This is a genomic window from Filimonas lacunae (assembly GCF_002355595.1).
Classification (GTDB): domain Bacteria; phylum Bacteroidota; class Bacteroidia; order Chitinophagales; family Chitinophagaceae; genus Filimonas; species Filimonas lacunae.
This window is the reverse complement of the sequence record NZ_AP017422.1, coordinates 2,247,801-2,271,437: the sequence shown is the minus strand read 5'-3', so window position 1 is coordinate 2,271,437 and position 23,637 is coordinate 2,247,801. Positions and strand designations below refer to the sequence as shown.

The following is a 23,637-nucleotide window of genomic DNA, read 5'->3' as shown; positions in this document are numbered from 1 at the left end:
CTCTTCGCTAAGTCTAGTACCGCTTGTTTATTAATCACCAGGCCACTCGTTGAGGTATACCGCCAGTTGCACTGTCAAGTTACTTCGCCTTCCTTGCCAATAAGTGCCGTAAGCGATAGTCGCGTTGGTAAGCATGGATCGTGATAGCAGCACCCGTGGTATCTGTACAGCCATCGCTGTTGCTGAAGCTGTAAGTAATCCAGTAGCTGCCTACTCCGCTCTTCGCTAAGTCTACAGTACCGCTTGTTTTATTGATCACCAGGCCACTCGTTGAGGTATATTGACCACCAGTTGCACCTGTCAAGGTTACTTCCGCACTATCCCTTGCACAATAAGTGCCGTAAGCGATAGTCGCCGTTGGTAAAGCATGGATCGTGATAGCAGCACCGGTAGTATCTGTACAGCCATCGCTGTTGCTGAAGCTGTAGGTAATCCAGTATGCTCCAACAGTGCTCTTCGCTAAATCTACAGTACCGCTTGTTTTATTAATCACCAGGCCACTCGTTGAGGTGAAGCTACCGCCAGTTGCACCTGTCAAGGTTACTTCCGCGCTGTCTCTTGCACAATAAGTACCATAAGCTATGCTTGCAGTTGGTAACGCATGGATCGTGATAGCAGCACCGGTAGTATCCGTACAGCCATCGCTGTTGCTGAAGCTGTAAGTAATCCAGTAGCTGCCTACTCCGCTCTTCGCTAAGTCTACGGTACCGCTTGTTTTATTAATCACCAGGCCACTGGTAGAAGTGTAGCTACCACCAGTTGCACCTGTCAAGGTTACTTCCGCGCTGTCTCTTGCACAATAAGTGCCGTAAGCGATAGTCGCAGTTGGTAACGCATGGATCGTGATAGCAGCACCCGTGGTATCTGTACAGCCATCGCTGTTGCTGAAGCTGTAAGTAATCCAGTAGCTGCCGACTCCGCTCTTCGCTAAGTCTACAGTACCGCTTGTTTTATTAATCACCAGGCCACTCGTTGAGGTATATTGACCGCCAGTTGCACCTGTCAAGGTTACTTCTGCACTATCCCTTGCACAATAAGTACCATAAGCGATAGTCGCGGTTGGTAAAGCATGGATCGTGATCGAAGCACCGGTAGTATCTGTACAGCCATCGCTGTTGCTGAAGCTGTAGGTAATCCAGTATGCTCCAACAGTGCTCTTCGCTAAATCTACAGTACCGCTTGTTTTATTAATCACCAGGCCACTCGTTGAGGTGAAGCTACCGCCAGTTGCACCCGTTAAGGTTACTTCTGCACTATCCCTTGCACAATAAGTACCATAAGCGATAGTCGCGGTTGGTAACGCATGGATCGTGATAGCAGCACCCGTGGTATCTGTACAGCCATCGCTGTTGCTGAAGCTGTAAGTAATCCAGTATGCTCCAACAGTGCTCTTCGCTAAGTCTACAGTACCGCTTGTTTTATTAATCACCAGGCCACTCGTTGAGGTATATTGACCGCCAGTTGCACCTGTCAAGGTTACTTCCGCGCTGTCTCTTGCACAATAAGTGCCGTAAGCGATAGTCGCAGTTGGTAACGCATGGATCGTGATAGCAGCACCCGTGGTATCTGTACAGCCATCGCTGTTGCTGAAGCTGTAGGTAATCCAGTAGCTGCCTACTCCGCTCTTCGCTAAGTCTACAGTACCGCTTGTTTTATTGATCACCAGGCCACTCGTTGAGGTATATTGACCACCAGTTGCACCTGTCAAGGTTACTTCTGCACTATCCCTTGCACAATAAGTACCATAAGCGATAGTCGCGGTTGGTAAAGCATGGATCGTGATAGCAGCACCGGTAGTATCTGTACAGCCATCGCTGTTGCTGAAGCTGTAAGTAATCCAGTATGCTCCAACAGTGCTCTTCGCTAAGTCTACAGTACCGCTTGTTTTATTAATCACCAGGCCACTCGTTGAGGTGAAGCTACCGCCAGTTGCACCTGTCAAGGTTACTTCCGCGCTATCTCTTGCACAATAAGTGCCGTAAGCGATAGTCGCGGTTGGTAAAGCATGGATCGTGATAGCAGCACCGGTAGTATCTGTACAGCCATCGCTGTTGCTGAAGCTGTAAGTAATCCAGTATGCTCCAACAGTGCTCTTCGCTAAGTCTACAGTACCGCTTGTTTTATTAATCACCAGGCCACTCGTTGAGGTATATTGACCGCCAGTTGCACCTGTCAAGGTTACTTCTGCACTATCCCTTGCACAATAAGTGCCGTAAGCGATAGTCGCAGTTGGTAACGCATGGATCGTGATAGCAGCACCCGTGGTATCTGTACAGCCATCGCTGTTGCTGAAGCTGTAAGTAATCCAGTAGCTGCCTACTCCGCTCTTCGCTAAGTCTACAGTACCGCTTGTTTTATTGATCACCAGGCCACTCGTTGAGGTATATTGACCACCAGTTGCACCTGTCAAGGTTACTTCTGCACTATCCCTTGCACAATAAGTACCATAAGCGATAGTCGCGGTTGGTAAAGCATGGATCGTGATAGCAGCACCGGTAGTATCTGTACAGCCATCGCTGTTGCTGAAGCTGTAAGTAATCCAGTATGCTCCAACAGTGCTCTTCGCTAAGTCTACAGTACCGCTTGTTTTATTAATCACCAGGCCACTCGTTGAGGTGAAGCTACCGCCAGTTGCACCTGTCAAGGTTACTTCCGCGCTATCCCTTGCACAATAAGTGCCGTAAGCGATAGTCGCGGTTGGTAACGCATGGATCGTGATAGCAGCACCGGTAGTATCTGTACAGCCATCGCTGTTGCTGAAGCTGTAAGTAATCCAGTAGCTGCCTACTCCGCTCTTCGCTAAGTCTACAGTACCGCTTGTTTTATTAATCACCAGGCCACTCGTTGAGGTATATTGACCGCCAGTTGCACCTGTCAAGGTTACTTCCGCACTATCCCTTGCACAATAAGTGCCGTAAGCGATAGTCGCCGTTGGTAAAGCATGGATCGTGATCGAAGCACCGGTAGTATCCGTACAGCCATCGCTGTTGCTGAAGCTGTAAGTAATCCAGTAGCTGCCTACTCCGCTCTTCGCTAAGTCTACAGTACCGCTTGTTTTATTGATCACCAGGCCACTCGTTGAGGTATATTGACCGCCAGTTGCACCCGTTAAGGTTACTTCTGCACTATCCCTTGCACAATAAGTACCATAAGCTATGCTTGCGGTTGGTAACGCATGGATCGTGATAGCAGCACCCGTGGTATCTGTACAGCCATCGCTATTGCTGAAGCTGTAAGTAATCCAGTAGCTGCCTACTCCGCTCTTCGCTAAATCTACAGTACCGCTTGTTTTATTAATCACCAGGCCACTCGTTGAGGTGAAGCTACCGCCAGTTGCACCCGTTAAGGTTACTTCTGCACTATCCCTTGCACAATAAGTACCATAAGCGATAGTCGCGGTTGGTAAAGCATGGATCGTGATAGCAGCACCCGTGGTATCTGTACAGCCATCGCTGTTGCTGAAGCTGTAAGTAATCCAGTATGCTCCAACAGTGCTCTTCGCTAAGTCTACAGTACCGCTTGTTTTATTAATCACCAGGCCACTCGTTGAGGTATATTGACCGCCAGTTGCACCTGTCAAGGTTACTTCCGCGCTGTCTCTTGCACAATAAGTGCCGTAAGCGATAGTCGCAGTTGGTAACGCATGGATCGTGATAGCAGCACCCGTGGTATCTGTACAGCCATCGCTGTTGCTGAAGCTGTAAGTAATCCAGTAGCTGCCGACTCCGCTCTTCGCTAAGTCTACAGTACCGCTTGTTTTATTGATCACCAGGCCACTCGTTGAGGTATATTGACCACCAGTTGCACCTGTCAAGGTTACTTCTGCACTATCCCTTGCACAATAAGTACCATAAGCGATAGTCGCGGTTGGTAAAGCATGGATCGTGATAGCAGCACCGGTAGTATCTGTACAGCCATCGCTGTTGCTGAAGCTGTAAGTAATCCAGTATGCTCCAACAGTGCTCTTCGCTAAGTCTACAGTACCGCTTGTTTTATTAATCACCAGGCCACTCGTTGAGGTGAAGCTACCGCCAGTTGCACCCGTTAAGGTTACTTCTGCACTATCCCTTGCACAATAAGTACCATAAGCGATAGTCGCGGTTGGTAAAGCATGGATCGTGATAGCAGCACCCGTGGTATCTGTACAGCCATCGCTATTGCTGAAGCTGTAAGTAATCCAGTAGCTGCCTACTCCGCTCTTCGCTAAGTCTACAGTACCGCTTGTTTTATTGATCACCAGGCCACTCGTTGAGGTATATTGACCACCAGTTGCACCTGTCAAGGTTACTTCCGCGCTGTCTCTTGCACAATAAGTGCCGTAAGCGATAGTCGCAGTTGGTAACGCATGGATCGTGATAGCAGCACCCGTGGTATCTGTACAGCCATCGCTGTTGCTGAAGCTGTAAGTAATCCAGTAGCTGCCTACTCCGCTCTTCGCTAAGTCTACAGTACCGCTTGTTTTATTGATCACCAGGCCACTCGTTGAGGTATATTGACCACCAGTTGCACCTGTCAAGGTTACTTCTGCACTATCCCTTGCACAATAAGTACCATAAGCGATAGTCGCGGTTGGTAAAGCATGGATCGTGATAGCAGCACCGGTAGTATCTGTACAGCCATCGCTGTTGCTGAAGCTGTAAGTAATCCAGTATGCTCCAACAGTGCTCTTCGCTAAGTCTACAGTACCGCTTGTTTTATTAATCACCAGGCCACTCGTTGAGGTGAAGCTACCGCCAGTTGCACCTGTCAAGGTTACTTCCGCGCTATCTCTTGCACAATAAGTGCCGTAAGCGATAGTCGCGGTTGGTAAAGCATGGATCGTGATAGCAGCACCGGTAGTATCTGTACAGCCATCGCTGTTGCTGAAGCTGTAAGTAATCCAGTATGCTCCAACAGTGCTCTTCGCTAAGTCTACAGTACCGCTTGTTTTATTAATCACCAGGCCACTCGTTGAGGTGAAGCTACCGCCAGTTGCACCTGTCAAGGTTACTTCCGCGCTATCTCTTGCACAATAAGTGCCGTAAGCGATAGTCGCGGTTGGTAAAGCATGGATCGTGATAGCAGCACCGGTAGTATCTGTACAGCCATCGCTGTTGCTGAAGCTGTAAGTAATCCAGTAGCTGCCTACTCCGCTCTTCGCTAAGTCTACAGTACCGCTTGTTTTATTAATCACCAGGCCACTCGTTGAGGTATATTGACCGCCAGTTGCACCTGTCAAGGTTACTTCCGCACTATCCCTTGCACAATAAGTGCCGTAAGCGATAGTCGCCGTTGGTAACGCATGGATCGTGATCGAAGCACCGGTAGTATCTGTACAGCCATCGCTGTTGCTGAAGCTGTAAGTAATCCAGTAGCTGCCTACTCCGCTCTTCGCTAAGTCTACAGTACCGCTTGTTTTATTAATCACCAGGCCACTCGTTGAGGTATATTGACCACCAGTTGCACCTGTCAAGGTTACTTCCGCACTATCCCTTGCACAATAAGTGCCGTAAGCGATAGTCGCCGTTGGTAACGCATGGATCGTGATCGAAGCACCGGTAGTATCCGTACAGCCATCGCTGTTGCTGAAGCTGTAAGTAATCCAGTAGCTGCCTACTCCGCTCTTCGCTAAGTCTACAGTACCGCTTGTTTTATTGATCACCAGGCCACTCGTTGAGGTATATTGACCGCCAGTTGCACCCGTTAAGGTTACTTCTGCACTATCCCTTGCACAATAAGTACCATAAGCTATGCTTGCGGTTGGTAACGCATGGATCGTGATAGCAGCACCCGTGGTATCTGTACAGCCATCGCTATTGCTGAAGCTGTAAGTAATCCAGTAGCTGCCTACTCCGCTCTTCGCTAAGTCTACAGTACCGCTTGTTTTATTGATCACCAGGCCACTCGTTGAGGTATATTGACCACCAGTTGCACCTGTCAAGGTTACTTCTGCACTATCCCTTGCACAATAAGTGCCGTAAGCGATAGTCGCCGTTGGTAACGCATGGATCGTGATCGAAGCACCGGTAGTATCCGTACAGCCATCGCTGTTGCTGAAGCTGTAAGTAATCCAGTAGCTGCCGACTCCGCTCTTCGCTAAGTCTACAGTACCGCTTGTTTTATTAATCACCAGGCCACTGGTAGAAGTGTAGCTACCACCAGTTGCACCTGTCAAGGTTACTTCCGCGCTGTCTCTTGCACAATAAGTGCCGTAAGCGATAGTCGCAGTTGGTAACGCATGGATCGTGATAGCAGCACCCGTGGTATCTGTACAGCCATCGCTGTTGCTGAAGCTGTAAGTAATCCAGTAGCTGCCGACTCCGCTCTTCGCTAAGTCTACAGTACCGCTTGTTTTATTAATCACCAGGCCACTCGTTGAGGTATATTGACCGCCAGTTGCACCTGTCAAGGTTACTTCCGCGCTGTCTCTTGCACAATAAGTGCCATAAGCTATGCTTGCAGTTGGTAACGCATGGATCGTGATAGCAGCACCGGTAGTATCTGTACAGCCATCGCTGTTGCTGAAGCTGTAAGTAATCCAGTAGCTGCCTACTCCGCTCTTCGCTAAGTCTACAGTACCGCTTGTTTTATTAATCACCAGGCCACTCGTTGAGGTATATTGACCGCCAGTTGCACCTGTCAAGGTTACTTCCGCACTATCCCTTGCACAATAAGTGCCGTAAGCGATAGTCGCCGTTGGTAACGCATGGATCGTGATCGAAGCACCGGTAGTATCCGTACAGCCATCGCTGTTGCTGAAGCTGTAAGTAATCCAGTAGCTGCCTACTCCGCTCTTCACTAAGTCTACAGTACCGCTTGTTTTATTAATCACCAGGCCACTGGTAGAAGTGTAGCTACCACCAGTTGCACCTGTCAAGGTTACTTCCGCGCTGTCTCTTGCACAATAAGTGCCGTAAGCGATAGTCGCAGTTGGTAACGCATGGATCGTGATAGCAGCACCCGTGGTATCTGTACAGCCATCGCTGTTGCTGAAGCTGTAAGTAATCCAGTATGCTCCAACAGTGCTCTTCGCTAAGTCTACAGTACCGCTTGTTTTATTAATCACCAGGCCACTCGTTGAGGTATATTGACCGCCAGTTGCACCTGTCAAGGTTACTTCCGCGCTGTCTCTTGCACAATAAGTGCCGTAAGCGATAGTCGCAGTTGGTAACGCATGGATCGTGATAGCAGCACCCGTGGTATCTGTACAGCCATCGCTGTTGCTGAAGCTGTAAGTAATCCAGTAGCTGCCGACTCCGCTCTTCGCTAAGTCTACAGTACCGCTTGTTTTATTGATCACCAGGCCACTCGTTGAGGTATATTGACCACCAGTTGCACCTGTCAAGGTTACTTCTGCACTATCCCTTGCACAATAAGTACCATAAGCGATAGTCGCGGTTGGTAAAGCATGGATCGTGATAGCAGCACCGGTAGTATCTGTACAGCCATCGCTGTTGCTGAAGCTGTAAGTAATCCAGTAGCTGCCTACTCCGCTCTTCGCTAAGTCTACAGTACCGCTTGTTTTATTAATCACCAGGCCACTCGTTGAGGTATATTGACCGCCAGTTGCACCCGTTAAGGTTACTTCTGCACTATCCCTTGCACAATAAGTACCATAAGCGATAGTCGCGGTTGGTAAAGCATGGATCGTGATAGCAGCACCCGTGGTATCTGTACAGCCATCGCTATTGCTGAAGCTGTAAGTAATCCAGTAGCTGCCTACTCCGCTCTTCGCTAAGTCTACAGTACCGCTTGTTTTATTGATCACCAGGCCACTCGTTGAGGTATATTGACCACCAGTTGCACCTGTCAAGGTTACTTCCGCGCTGTCTCTTGCACAATAAGTACCATAAGCGATAGTCGCAGTTGGTAACGCATGGATCGTGATAGCAGCACCCGTGGTATCTGTACAGCCATCGCTGTTGCTGAAGCTGTAAGTAATCCAGTAGCTGCCTACTCCGCTCTTCGCTAAGTCTACAGTACCGCTTGTTTTATTGATCACCAGGCCACTCGTTGAGGTATATTGACCACCAGTTGCACCTGTCAAGGTTACTTCTGCACTATCCCTTGCACAATAAGTACCATAAGCGATAGTCGCGGTTGGTAAAGCATGGATCGTGATAGCAGCACCGGTAGTATCTGTACAGCCATCGCTGTTGCTGAAGCTGTAAGTAATCCAGTAGCTGCCTACTCCGCTCTTCGCTAAGTCTACAGTACCGCTTGTTTTATTAATCACCAGGCCACTCGTTGAGGTATATTGACCGCCAGTTGCACCCGTTAAGGTTACTTCTGCGCTGTCTCTTGCACAATAAGTGCCGTAAGCGATAGTCGCGGTTGGTAACGCATGGATCGTGATAGCAGCACCGGTAGTATCCGTACAGCCATCGCTGTTGCTGAAGCTGTAAGTAATCCAGTAGCTGCCTACTCCGCTCTTCGCTAAGTCTACAGTACCGCTTGTTTTATTGATCACCAGGCCACTCGTTGAGGTATATTGACCACCAGTTGCACCCGTTAAGGTTACTTCCGCGCTGTCTCTTGCACAATAAGTGCCGTAAGCGATAGTCGCGGTTGGTAACGCATGGATCGTGATAGCAGCACCGGTAGTATCCGTACAGCCATCGCTGTTGCTGAAGCTGTAAGTAATCCAGTATGCTCCAACAGTGCTCTTCGCTAAGTCTACAGTACCGCTTGTTTTATTGATCACCAGGCCACTCGTTGAGGTATATTGACCACCAGTTGCACCTGTCAAGGTTACTTCCGCGCTGTCTCTTGCACAATAAGTGCCGTAAGCGATAGTCGCCGTTGGTAAAGCATGGATCGTGATAGCAGCACCGGTAGTATCTGTACAGCCATCGCTGTTGCTGAAGCTGTAGGTAATCCAGTATGCTCCAACAGTGCTCTTCGCTAAATCTACAGTACCGCTTGTTTTATTAATCACCAGGCCACTCGTTGAGGTGAAGCTACCGCCAGTTGCACCTGTCAAGGTTACTTCCGCGCTGTCTCTTGCACAATAAGTACCATAAGCCATGCTTGCAGTTGGTAACGCATGGATCGTGATAGCAGCACCGGTAGTATCCGTACAGCCATCGCTGTTGCTGAAGCTGTAAGTAATCCAGTAGCTGCCTACTCCGCTCTTCGCTAAGTCTACGGTACCGCTTGTTTTATTAATCACCAGGCCACTCGTTGAGGTATATTGACCGCCAGTTGCACCCGTTAAGGTTACTTCCGCGCTGTCTCTTGCACAATAAGTACCATAAGCTATGCTTGCAGTTGGTAATGCATGGATGATAATTGCAGAACCAGTCGTATCGAAACAGCCGGTTGTTTTATCTGTGTATTGATATTTTATCCAATAAGAACCAGCAGTGCTAGCTGCTACGTCGATTTTACCTGTAGCACCATCCAGAGACAGCCCAGTTGCAGAACTATACAGGCTATTAATATTGGTAGTATCACCAGTACGCTTCACTAAAGCGACACCGGTTTTACAGAACACAGTATTACCATAAGAGATGGTTACAGCTGCTGGTAATGCGTTGATTTTTATGCCCACACCAGTGGTATCACTACAGCCGGTTGTTTTATCTGTGTATTGATATTTTATCCAATAAGAACCAGCAGTGCTCGCTGCCACATCAATTTTACCTGTAGCACCATCCAGAGACAGCCCAGTTGCAGAACTATACAGGCTATTAATATTGGTTGTATCGCCAGTACGCTTCACTAAAGCGACACCGGTTTTACAAAACACAGTATTACCATAAGAGATGGTTACAGCAGCTGGTAATGCGTTGATTTTTATGCCCACACCAGTGGTATCACTACAGCTTGTTGTTTTATCTGTGTATTGATATTTTATCCAGTAAGAACCAGCAGTGCTCGCTGCCACATCAATTTTACCAGTCGATGCATCCAGGGACAGCCCAGTTGCAGAACTATACAGGCTATTAATATTGGTAGTATCACCAGTGCGCTTCACTAAAGCGACACCAGTCTTACAGAATACGGTATTACCATAAGAGATGGTTACAGCTGTCGGCAGAGCATTAATCTTAATGCCTACGCCAGTGGTATCACTACAGCTTGTTGTTTTATCTGTGTATTGATATTTTATCCAGTAAGAACCAGCAGTGCTCGCTGCCACATCAATTTTACCTGTAGCACCATCCAGAGACAGCCCAGTTGCAGAACTATACAGGCTATTAATATTGGTTGTATCACCAGTACGCTTCACTAAAGCGACACCGGTTTTACAAAACACAGTATTACCATAAGAGATGGTTACAGCAGCTGGTAATGCGTTGATTTTTATGCCCACACCAGTGGTATCACTACAGCCGGTTGTTTTATCTGTGTATTGATATTTTATCCAATAAGAACCAGCAGTGCTAGCTGCTACGTCGATTTTACCTGTAGCACCATCCAGAGACAGCCCAGTTGCAGAACTATACAGGCTATTAATATTGGTAGTATCACCAGTACGCTTCACTAAAGCGACACCGGTTTTACAGAACACGGTATTACCATAAGAGATGGTTACAGCTGTTGGCAGAGCATTAATCTTAATGCCTACGCCAGTGGTATCACTACAGCTTGTTGTTTTATCTGTGTATTGATATTTTATCCAGTAAGAACCAGCAGTGCTCGCTGCCACATCAATTTTACCTGTAGCACCATCCAGAGACAGCCCAGTTGCAGAACTATACAGGCTATTAATATTGGTTGTATCACCAGTACGCTTCACTAAAGCGACACCGGTTTTACAGAATACGGTATTACCATAAGAGATGGTTACAGCAGCCGGTAATGCGTTGATTTTTATGCCCACACCAGTGGTATCACTACAGCTTGTTGTTTTATTAGTATACTGATATTTTATCCAGTAAGAACCAGCAGTGCTCGCTGCCACATCAATTTTACCTGTAGCACCATCCAGAGACAGCCCAGTTGTAGAACTATACAGGCTATTAATATTGGTAGTATCACCAGTACGCTTCACTAAAGCGACACCGGTTTTACAAAACACAGTATTACCATAAGAGATGGTTACAGCAGCTGGTAATGCGTTGATTTTTATGCCCACACCAGTGGTATCACTACAGCTTGTTGTTTTATCTGTGTATTGATATTTTATCCAGTAAGAACCAGCAGTGCTCGCTGCCACATCAATTTTACCTGTAGCACCATCCAGGGACAGCCCAGTTGCAGAACTATACAGGCTATTAATATTGGTAGTATCGCCAGTACGCTTCACTAAAGCGACACCGGTTTTACAGAACACGGTATTACCATAAGAGATGGTTACAGCTGTCGGCAGAGCATTAATCTTAATGCCTACGCCAGTGGTATCACTACAGCTTGTTGTTTTATCTGTGTATTGATATTTTATCCAGTAAGAACCAGCAGTGCTAGCTGCTACGTCGATTTTACCAGTCGATGCATCCAGGGACAGCCCAGTTGCAGAACTATACAGGCTATTAATATTGGTAGTATCACCAGTACGCTTCACTAAAGCGACACCGGTTTTACAGAACACGGTATTACCATAAGAGATGGTTACAGCTGTTGGCAGAGCATTAATCTTAATGCCTACGCCAGTGGTATCACTACAGCTTGTTGTTTTATCTGTGTATTGATATTTTATCCAGTAAGAACCAGCAGTGCTCGCTGCCACATCAATTTTACCAGTCGATGCATCCAGAGACAGCCCAGTTGCAGAACTATACAGGCTATTAATATTGGTAGTATCACCAGTACGCTTCAATAAAGCGACACCGGTTTTACAAAACACAGTATTACCATAAGAGATGGTTACAGCAGCTGGTAATGCGTTGATTTTTATGCCCACACCAGTGGTATCACTACAGCCGGTTGTTTTATCTGTGTATTGATATTTTATCCAATAAGAACCAGCAGTGCTAGCTGCTACGTCGATTTTACCTGTAGCACCATCCAGAGACAGCCCAGTTGCAGAACTATACAGGCTATTAATATTGGTAGTATCACCAGTACGCTTCACTAAAGCGACACCGGTTTTACAGAACACAGTATTACCATAAGAGATGGTTACAGCTGCTGGTAATGCGTTGATTTTTATGCCCACACCAGTGGTATCACTACAGCCGGTTGTTTTATCTGTGTATTGATATTTTATCCAATAAGAACCAGCAGTGCTCGCTGCCACATCAATTTTACCTGTAGCACCATCCAGAGACAGCCCAGTTGCAGAACTATACAGGCTATTAATATTGGTTGTATCGCCAGTACGCTTCACTAAAGCGACACCGGTTTTACAAAACACAGTATTACCATAAGAGATGGTTACAGCAGCTGGTAATGCGTTGATTTTTATGCCCACACCAGTGGTATCACTACAGCTTGTTGTTTTATCTGTGTATTGATATTTTATCCAGTAAGAACCAGCAGTGCTCGCTGCCACATCAATTTTACCAGTCGATGCATCCAGGGACAGCCCAGTTGCAGAACTATACAGGCTATTAATATTGGTAGTATCACCAGTGCGCTTCACTAAAGCGACACCAGTCTTACAGAATACGGTATTACCATAAGAGATGGTTACAGCTGTCGGCAGAGCATTAATCTTAATGCCTACGCCAGTGGTATCACTACAGCTTGTTGTTTTATCTGTGTATTGATATTTTATCCAGTAAGAACCAGCAGTGCTCGCTGCCACATCAATTTTACCTGTAGCACCATCCAGAGACAGCCCAGTTGCAGAACTATACAGGCTATTAATATTGGTTGTATCACCAGTACGCTTCACTAAAGCGACACCGGTTTTACAAAACACAGTATTACCATAAGAGATGGTTACAGCAGCTGGTAATGCGTTGATTTTTATGCCCACACCAGTGGTATCACTACAGCCGGTTGTTTTATCTGTGTATTGATATTTTATCCAATAAGAACCAGCAGTGCTAGCTGCTACGTCGATTTTACCAGTCGATGCATCCAGGGACAGCCCAGTTGCAGAACTATACAGGCTATTAATATTGGTAGTATCACCAGTACGCTTCACTAAAGCGACACCGGTTTTACAGAACACGGTATTACCATAAGAGATGGTTACAGCTGTTGGCAGAGCATTAATCTTAATGCCTACGCCAGTGGTATCACTACAGCTTGTTGTTTTATCTGTGTATTGATATTTTATCCAGTAAGAACCAGCAGTGCTCGCTGCCACATCAATTTTACCTGTAGCACCATCCAGAGACAGCCCAGTTGCAGAACTATACAGGCTATTAATATTGGTTGTATCACCAGTACGCTTCACTAAAGCGACACCGGTTTTACAAAACACAGTATTACCATAAGAGATGGTTACAGCAGCTGGTAATGCGTTGATTTTTATGCCCACACCAGTGGTATCACTACAGCCGGTTGTTTTATTAGTATACTGATATTTTATCCAATAAGAACCAGCAGTGCTCGCTGCCACATCAATTTTACCTGTAGCACCATCCAGAGACAGCCCAGTTGTAGAACTATACAGGCTATTAATATTGGTAGTATCACCAGTACGCTTCACTAAAGCGACACCGGTTTTACAAAACACAGTATTACCATAAGAGATGGTTACAGCTGTCGGCAGAGCATTAATCTTAATGCCTACGCCAGTGGTATCACTACAGCTTGTTGTTTTATCTGTGTATTGATATTTTATCCAGTAAGAACCAGCAGTGCTCGCTGCCACATCAATTTTACCTGTAGCACCATCCAGGGACAGCCCAGTTGCAGAACTATACAGGCTATTAATATTGGTAGTATCGCCAGTACGCTTCACTAAAGCGACACCGGTTTTACAGAACACGGTATTACCATAAGAGATGGTTACAGCTGTCGGCAGAGCATTAATCTTAATGCCTACGCCAGTGGTATCACTACAGCTTGTTGTTTTATCTGTGTATTGATATTTTATCCAGTAAGAACCAGCAGTGCTCGCTGCCACATCAATTTTACCTGTAGCACCATCCAGGGACAGCCCAGTTGCAGAACTATACAGGCTATTAATATTGGTAGTATCACCAGTGCGCTTCACTAAAGCGACACCAGTCTTACAGAATACGGTATTACCATAAGAGATGGTTACAGCTGTCGGCAGAGCATTAATCTTAATGCCTACGCCAGTGGTATCACTACAGCTTGTTGTTTTATCTGTGTATTGATATTTTATCCAGTAAGAACCAGCAGTGCTCGCTGCCACATCAATTTTACCTGTAGCACCATCCAGGGACAGCCCAGTTGCAGAACTATACAGGCTATTAATATTGGTTGTATCACCAGTACGCTTCACTAAAGCGACACCGGTTTTACAGAATACGGTATTACCATAAGAGATGGTTACAGCAGCCGGTAATGCGTTGATTTTTATGCCCACACCAGTGGTATCACTACAGCTTGTTGTTTTATTAGTATACTGATATTTTATCCAGTAAGAACCAGCAGTGCTCGCTGCCACATCAATTTTACCTGTAGCACCATCCAGAGACAGCCCAGTTGTAGAACTATACAGGCTATTAATATTGGTAGTATCACCAGTACGCTTAACTAAAGCGACACCGGTTTTACAAAACACAGTATTACCATAAGAGATGGTTACAGCTGTCGGCAGAGCATTAATCTTAATGCCTACGCCAGTGGTATCACTACAGCTTGTTGTTTTATCTGTGTATTGATATTTTATCCAGTAAGAACCAGCAGTGCTCGCTGCCACATCAATTTTACCTGTAGCACCATCCAGGGACAGCCCAGTTGCAGAACTATACAGGCTATTAATATTGGTAGTATCGCCAGTACGCTTCACTAAAGCGACACCGGTTTTACAGAACACGGTATTACCATAAGAGATGGTTACAGCTGTCGGCAGAGCATTAATCTTAATGCCTACGCCAGTGGTATCACTACAGCTTGTTGTTTTATCTGTGTATTGATATTTTATCCAGTAAGAACCAGCAGTGCTCGCTGCCACATCAATTTTACCTGTAGCACCATCCAGAGACAGCCCAGTTGCAGAACTATACAGGCTATTAATATTGGTAGTATCACCAGTGCGCTTCACTAAAGCGACACCAGTCTTACAGAATACGGTATTACCATAAGAGATGGTTACAGCTGTCGGCAGAGCATTAATCTTAATGCCTACGCCAGTGGTATCACTACAGCTTGTTGTTTTATCTGTGTATTGATATTTTATCCAGTAAGAACCAGCAGTGCTCGCTGCCACATCAATTTTACCTGTAGCACCATCCAGAGACAGCCCAGTTGCAGAACTATACAGGCTATTAATATTGGTTGTATCACCAGTACGCTTCACTAAAGCGACACCGGTTTTACAAAACACAGTATTACCATAAGAGATGGTTACAGCAGCTGGTAATGCGTTGATTTTTATGCCCACACCAGTGGTATCACTACAGCCGGTTGTTTTATTAGTATACTGATATTTTATCCAATAAGAACCAGCAGTGCTCGCTGCCACATCAATTTTACCTGTAGCACCATCCAGAGACAGCCCAGTTGCAGAACTATACAGGCTATTAATATTGGTTGTATCACCAGTGCGCTTCACTAAAGCGACACCGGTTTTACAAAACACAGTATTACCATAAGAGATGGTTACAGCAGCTGGTAATGCGTTGATTTTTATGCCCACACCAGTGGTATCACTACAGCTTGTTGTTTTATCTGTGTATTGATATTTTATCCAGTAAGAACCAGCAGTGCTCGCTGCCACATCAATTTTACCAGTCGATGCATCCAGAGACAGCCCAGTTGCAGAACTATACAGGCTATTAATATTTGTAGTATCACCAGTGCGCTTCACTAAAGCGACACCAGTCTTACAGAATACGGTATTACCATAAGAGATGGTTACAGCTGTCGGCAGAGCATTAATCTTAATGCCTACGCCAGTGGTATCACTACAGCTTGTTGTTTTATCTGTGTATTGATATTTTATCCAGTAAGAACCAGCAGTGCTCGCTGCCACATCAATTTTACCTGTAGCACCATCCAGAGACAGCCCAGTTGCAGAACTATACAGGCTATTAATATTGGTTGTATCACCAGTACGCTTCACTAAAGCGACACCGGTTTTACAGAACACAGTATTACCATAAGAGATGGTTACAGCAGCCGGTAATGCGTTGATTTTTATGCCCACACCAGTGGTATCACTACAGCCGGTTGTTTTATTAGTATACTGATATTTTATCCAGTAAGAACCAGCAGTGCTCGCTGCCACATCAATTTTACCAGTCGATGCATCCAGGGACAGCCCAGTTGCAGAACTATACAGGCTATTAATATTGGTTGTATCACCAGTACGCTTCACTAAAGCGACACCGGTTTTACAAAACACAGTATTACCATAAGAGATGGTTACAGCTGCTGGTAAGGCGTTGATTTTTATGCCCACACCAGTGGTATCACTACAGCTTGTTGTTTTATCTGTGTATTGATATTTTATCCAATAAGAACCAGCAGTGCTCGCTGCCACATCAATTTTACCAGTCGATGCATCCAGAGACAGCCCAGTTGCAGAACTATACAGGCTATTAATATTGGTTGTATCACCAGTACGCTTCACTAAAGCGACACCGGTTTTACAGAACACAGTATTACCATAAGAGATGGTTACAGCAGCCGGTAATGCGTTGATTTTTATGCCCACACCAGTGGTATCACTACAGCCGGTTGTTTTATTAGTATACTGATATTTTATCCAGTAAGAACCAGCAGTGCTCGCTGCCACATCAATTTTACCTGTAGCACCATCCAGAGACAGCCCAGTTGCAGAACTATACAGGCTATTAATATTGGTAGTATCACCAGTGCGCTTCACTAAAGCGACACTGGTTTTACAGAACACGGTATTACCATAAGAGATGGTTACAGCAGCCGGTAATGCGTTGATTTTTATGCCCACACCAGTGGTATCACTACAGCCGGTTGTTTTATCTGTGTATTGATATTTTATCCAGTAAGAACCAGCAGTGCTCGCTGCCACATCAATTTTACCTGTAGCACCATCCAGAGACAGCCCAGTTGCAGAACTATACAGGCTATTAATATTGGTTGTATCGCCAGTACGCTTCACTAAAGCGACACCGGTTTTACAGAACACGGTATTACCATAAGAGATGGTTACAGCAGCTGGTAATGCGTTGATTTTTATGCCCACACCAGTGGTATCACTACAGCCGGTTGTTTTATTAGTATACTGATATTTTATCCAGTAAGAACCAGCGGAGCTACCAGCAAGGTCAACCGTACCAGTAGAAATATCTCCAACTAAGCCAGCAGTTGAGCTGTACAGGCTAGTAATATTAGACGTATCACCTGTACGCTTAACTACAGCACTACCAATTTTACAAAATGAAGTATTGCCGTAAGAAATTGTAATTGCAGTAGGTAATGGGTTGATTGTAATGCCTACACCAGTAGTATCACTGCAACCAGTTGTCTTATCTGTGTATTGATATTTAATCCAGTAAGAACCTGGAGTGCTTCCAGCAAGATCAATCCTGCCAATAGAAGCATCACCCGCTAAACCAGCAGTAGAACTATACAGGCTATTAATATTGGTAGTATCGCCAGTACGTTTAACTAAAGCACTACCAGTTTTACAGAATGCAGTATTGCCATAAGAAATAGTGACAGCAGTCGGCAGTGCATTTACTGTAATAGCTTTAGTAACACTATTGCTACAACCTCCATTAGAAGAAGATAGTGTATAAGTAATCGTTGCAGCACCAACTCTCACCCCATTTACTAATCCACCGGCAGTTACAGTAGCTATACTTTCATCGCTACTCGTCCAGGCACCACCGCTGGTGGTGTTGGCCAGCTGTACTGTAGCACCCTGACAAATGGTAGAAGTACCTGAAGGCGTAATAGCATTTACAGTTGGCAAAGCCCCTACTATAGCTGTGGTAGTAGAGGATGCACTACAGGTTCCGTTGGAAACTGTATATGTAATAGTAGAAGAACCTACTGCTTTGGCTGTTAATAAACCAGCGCTGCTTATTGTGGCAACAGAAGTGCTGGAAGAACTCCAGGTTCCACCAGAAGGCGTAGCGGTTAAAGTAGCTGTTTTATTTAAACACAAATCAGTATCACCGGAAATAGCTGACACCGTTGGTGTAGCAAGTACAGTGATAGCAGTATTTGCACTTTTAAAGCAATTCAAATTATTACGCTGTGCAGAGTAATAAATAGTAGCACTACCCTGTGCGACACCGGTTACTACACCACTTGCGCTTACAGTAGCCACATTAGGATTGGTACTGCTCCAGAAATAATCTACAACGTTAGAACTGTTGGTAACTGTACGGGTAGCACCCACACAAATACTGGCCGAAGTTGGACTGTTATTGCTTAGGTTGCTGTTACCAGTTCTTAAAGTAATAACCTGCGATGCAGAATTTGTACAACCGTTTTCTGTATAAGTATAAGTTAAAGTAGAGCTGGAATTATTACTATTTGCCCCGGTTATTTCGCCTGTTGTCGCGTTAACTGATATAATATTACTATTGGTACTGGTCCAGGTACCTCCAAATGGAGTTCCCGTTAACATGGCAGTAGAGCTGGTACATAAAACATCCGGGCCATCAATGCTTACTACAGGTTTTGGCGTAACTGTAACGTCTTTGGTTTTAACAGTAACGCAACCATTATTATTAGTAGTGAAAGACATGGTGGCTACGCCCCCGCTGACACCTATTACGGTACCATTGTTTACAGTAGCAATATTTGTATTGCTGCTGGTCCAGGTGCCACCGCCATTAGAACTATTAGGATATAATGTAACAGAACTACCAGCACAAACACCTACAGCAGTAGTTGGAGAAATAGTTCCGGTATTAGGAGAACCGACATTTACCTGAACTTCTTTATAACTGGTACAGGTTCCAACAGTATAAGTATATCTGACAGTAGTGCTGCCAGTTCCACCGCCTGCAGAAATTACACCTGTAGAAGCATTTACTGTAGCAATGTTGGCGTTATTTACGTTGCTCCACACACCGCCAGATACACTGTTGGTTAACTGACCGGTTGTGTTAGTACATAAACCCACATCGCCACCAATATCACTCACCTCTTTAGCAGGCAAGACTGTTAATGTGGTGGTTGCTGAAGCCGTACAGGCCCCGTTTACCATATTATAAGTAATGGTATAATTTCCTGCTGTACTGGTTCCTAAATTGATGGCGCCAGTGGTGGCATCAATAGACAAACCAGCCGGAGCAGCAGAATAAGTACCTGTGCCTAATCCGTTTCCTGTTTTTGTTACAGAAACGGAACCAATAGCACAATAGGAACTTTGACCATAAGAGATAGTAGCAGTTGGAATGGCATCTACAACAACAGTTTGCTGTGCTGTAGTAGCACAACTATTAGCATCTGTTACTTTCAGCGCATATGCATAACTACCCGTAGCAGTAGGTTTGGCAGACGATGCATAGGTAGCCGTTGCTCCCAATCCTGCACCGGTTGACGGCGTTGCTGACCACAAAATAGTATAAGGCGTTCTGCCTGAAGTAGCAGACCCTCCTAATGTTACTGTATTACCAATACAAATATTATTGCTAGAAACAGTGGCAGTCACCACGGGAGAAGCTTTTACTTCTACATTGGAAGTGGTAGTAGCTGTACATCCCAGGTTACTGGTAATTTTATAAGTAATAGTAGCGGTTCCTCCGGCTATAGCAGAAAGTACTCCTGTTGAGCTATTGATAGATGCTACTGATGAATTGCTTGACGACCATACACCACCAGCAGCGCTGTTGGACATATTATAATCGTTGCCCGAACAAAGATATACCGGGTTACCGGCTATTATACTACTTTCAATAGTACCTACTTTAGGAGCAATGGAAATATCATCCAGCGCCAGGTCATTACCGCCGCCGCCAAAAGCATTGTTTTTTAAATAAACATCCTGCGTAGTAGCAGTAGCCGTAAATTCAAAAGTATACTGCGTCCAGCTACGATTGCTAACATCCCCTGTTGTAACTGAGGATAAAATATTACCATCAATGTCAGCAACTGCTGCTGTGATATTAGGCAGAATAGTTGCACCCGGACTTAGGTTGGCAACCCAGAAGCTCATCACATACACCTGCCCTACTTCCAGGTTAATCAGCCTTTTTCTATAAAATTCATCTTTTTGATAAGAAGAGTTGATGATCATGAAATTACCTGTACGGTCTGTATGATCTTTCAAGGTATCATTATCCCATCCTGATGTGTTATTCTGAATAGAATAATAACCATCCTCCAGCCTTGCGCGGTTTAAATAGTGGTAAGAAGTAATGTTGACAGGTGCAGAAGCAGCAGAACCGAAATCATCTACCGCCGATAACTGACAGGTTTTGGCTACTGAAAGTGAAATCAATTTGTTTACATGCAATACAGCATGTACAACCTCACCTGAGGCAACATTAAAAGTTACTTTTTTATTAGGGATACTGGAAGAGGAATTGTTGGATGGATCATATAGTTCTACCTCACTTAAACTCCATCCACTGATATCGGGTATATTAAGCGTATATGTGCCTGCTGTTACAGGAATTAAGATAGAGTTATCCTTATAATCCGTTCTTACTCTTTCATCATCTATCCATGTACCGGTATATGGCTCACGGGTAAAGATGGATTTAGCCGTATAATCAATAGTTTCATTACACCATATCTGGTTACCTGCACCTCCGGTAACCCTTTTAAATGAACTGCCCCTGGTTGCATCTGTTGTCCACGTAGTTCCACTCACCCACTTATAACCGGTTGAATAAATATTGCCTTCATCATCAAAACAAACATCTGTTCCTCCTGGTGTTCCCAGGTTGGTAGAGTTTGTACCTGTATAACTGATTATATAAATGCGGGAGTTGCTGGAATTGTAATAAGCGATTTTCCCGGAAGAAGGCAACATATCGATAGCAGCAGGTCCGGTCCCACTTTGAATAGAAGTCCACGAATCGGTATATGCACCCACCACTGTAGTTGAGTTGGCCCAGATATTTCCGTTGGCGAGTAAAACAGCAATTCTACCATCCCCATAAGTAATATCTACTGCCTTGGAGTTTCTGTTAGAGCTCGATGCATTATAAGTGAAAATAACTTTGGAAGTGCCGCCACTATAATAATAAGCGTTACCAGTAGTAGTGGTATACACACAAGATCCTGGACCAGCACCATCCACAGCTAACACAGTACCACTTCCAGTTACACTTACTAAAGCCCAGGAGCTTTGGCCAGGCATACGCTTATAAAGCGCCCCACCCACAATAGCCCAAAGCTCACCATCGCCCCCCGCAACAAGCGTAGAAGAACCATGTCCCACACCCAGATCCGTAATAGGACCTACTATGGAAGGCTGATCGTTCAGTGAAAACCCGGCCACACTGGTAAGGCCACCAGTCACTGTAAACGGGAAGTCAACAGAGCTCTCTTCATTTAAAGCACGCAAATGCACGTAAATATAACCTTGCGCACTCGCAATGTTAATAAGGCACACGGACGACAATAGTACAGGCAATATCAGCCTGTATAAATACTGGTTCAGGGTCTTATACATAGTCAACAGGGATTCTATCACATGGAACCGCTGTGTAACCTTTTCGCTATATTACACAACTCTTCCATATGTGGCAAATATAGCCGTGCACCCTATACAAGCCTAAAAACGAGTTAGTTAAAGAATATTATTATGTTTATTCTAATGCCACTTTCCTATTTTTTTTTCCATTAATAAAGCTTTAACAATATACAATATCAACTAATAATCAATTAATTACACCACCTCTCACCACTTCTCCCTTTTTCAAAACCTCCCCAATCCCCTAATCCCCTAGTTTAAGGCGTAACAAGCGTATATACAGGTTCACATCACCTGCCGTTTTATTCAGCTATTTTACCTCTTATACATTACCTATTTTGCTATGTAATGCTTACTTTTAACCAACATAAAGACGAAATAGCTGCATGAGACCCCAGTTATTAAAAGTGCCGAAAGGCTTGCCACAACATTCTTTTAGCGTTCGCCGCGATATTGTGCCCGACATGAACAACCGATGGCACTACCACCCTGAACTGGAACTGGTACACTTTAAAAAAGGCTCTGGTACTCAGTTTATAGGCGATAGCATTACCCGATTCAAGGCTGGAGATGTGGTGCTTATTGGCGCCCACCTGCCCCATTACTGGCGATTTGATGATGAGTATTTTGAGGAAACCCCGAAAATACACCCTGATTCTAGGGTAGCTCATTTTAGAGAGGACTTTTGGGGCCCTGGATTCCTGGATTTGCCGGAAAATGTGAAAATCAAAACCATGCTGGAGAAAGCAGCCAGGGGTATTCAGATTTCCGGGAAAACCCGGCAAGACATTATGTTGCTGCTGGAACAGTTGCAGGTGGCAGAGGGAACAGGCCGTATAGTGCTGCTGTTACAGATATTAGAGGTAATTGCTGAAAGCATCCATATCCAGCCTTTATCCTCTATTGGTTTTAAACCACATCTGGAAGCTGCCGAAAACGACCGTATCAATAATATATACGACTACTCACTCAAAAACTTTAAACGGAAAATACAGCTGGAAGAAATTTCGGCAGTGGCAAACATCAGTCCTCACTCGTTTTGCCGGTATTTTAAATCGCGTACGAGAAAAACGTACTCGCAGTTTCTCATCGAAATAAGGGTTGGTCATGCCTGCAAGCTTTTAATTGAAAATAACAAGAGTATTAAACAACTTTGTTTTGAAAGCGGTTTTAATAACTTTACCAGCTTTCATAAGTACTTTAAACTGATAACCGGCAAAAGTCCGCTGGCTTATCAAAAAGAATTTATTACTTTCCGATATGACAAATCATTCCAGGCAAAATAAAATGCTGATAGCAGTTGACTGCATTATTTTCGGATTTGATGGACAGGAGCTGAAACTACTATTGATAAAAAGAGGATTTGACCCGGAAAAAGGACGCTGGAGCCTGATGGGCGGTTTTGTACAGCCCAAAGAAAGCCTGGAAGATGCTGCTACCCGTGTACTGAAACAACTCACTGGTCTGGAAAACGTGTATATGGAACAATTACACGCTTTTGGCAGCCCCGATCGCGACCCTACAGAACGTATTGCTTCTGTAGCATACTTCAGCTTAATTGACATCAATAAATACCAACAGCAAATCAGTGACGAGTACCAGGCAGAATGGTTTTCGCTGAAAAGAATGCCTTCTCTTATTTTCGACCACCGCGATATGATAGACATGGCCAAGGAAAAACTGCAATACAAAGCAGCCATCCACCCTATTTTATTTGAATTACTACCCGAAAAATTCACTTTGCCACAGCTGCAAAGCCTGTACGAAGGGATTTACGATGCCATTTTAGACAAAAGAAACTTCAGCAGAAAGGTTTTATCTACCGGTTTATTGGTAAAACAAAAGGAAAAAGAGAAAGAAAGCTCTAAAAAAGGCGCTTTTTATTTCAAGCTGGATAAAAAGAAATACCAGAAGAAATTCAATGCGTTCCTCAATTTTATCCCCAATCCGCACAACCTGAAATAAGGTGGGTTACCCTATATTAGATCTCCGCTTGCGGAATTAATTTTTTTATATAAAATTGTAAGTGTTATTTT

3 protein-coding genes are annotated in these 23,637 nt (G+C 44.8%); 2 read left to right on the top strand and 1 reads right to left on the bottom strand.

Annotated elements, in window-relative coordinates:
• Positions 1-79: 79 nt before the first annotated feature.
• A complete protein-coding gene (locus tag FLA_RS09115) occupies positions 80-21,580 on the bottom strand; it encodes a beta strand repeat-containing protein (RefSeq protein ID WP_096510849.1) in 21,501 nt (7,166 codons plus the stop codon).
• Between the two features lie 407 nt (positions 21,581-21,987).
• On the opposite strand from FLA_RS09115, the gene FLA_RS09110 reads away from it, so the two are divergent.
• Together FLA_RS09110 and FLA_RS09105 are read left to right on the top strand one after the other, a co-directional pair.
• On the top strand, positions 21,988-22,887 hold the full coding sequence (locus FLA_RS09110; RefSeq protein ID WP_076381047.1) for an AraC family transcriptional regulator: 900 nt from the start codon (positions 21,988-21,990) through the stop codon (positions 22,885-22,887).
• Positions 22,862-23,566: an NUDIX hydrolase gene (locus tag FLA_RS09105; RefSeq protein WP_076381048.1), complete on the top strand. Its 705-nt coding sequence runs from the start codon at positions 22,862-22,864 to the stop codon at positions 23,564-23,566. Before FLA_RS09110 ends, FLA_RS09105 begins: the two co-directional genes overlap by 26 nt.
• Positions 23,567-23,637 lie beyond the last annotated feature (71 nt).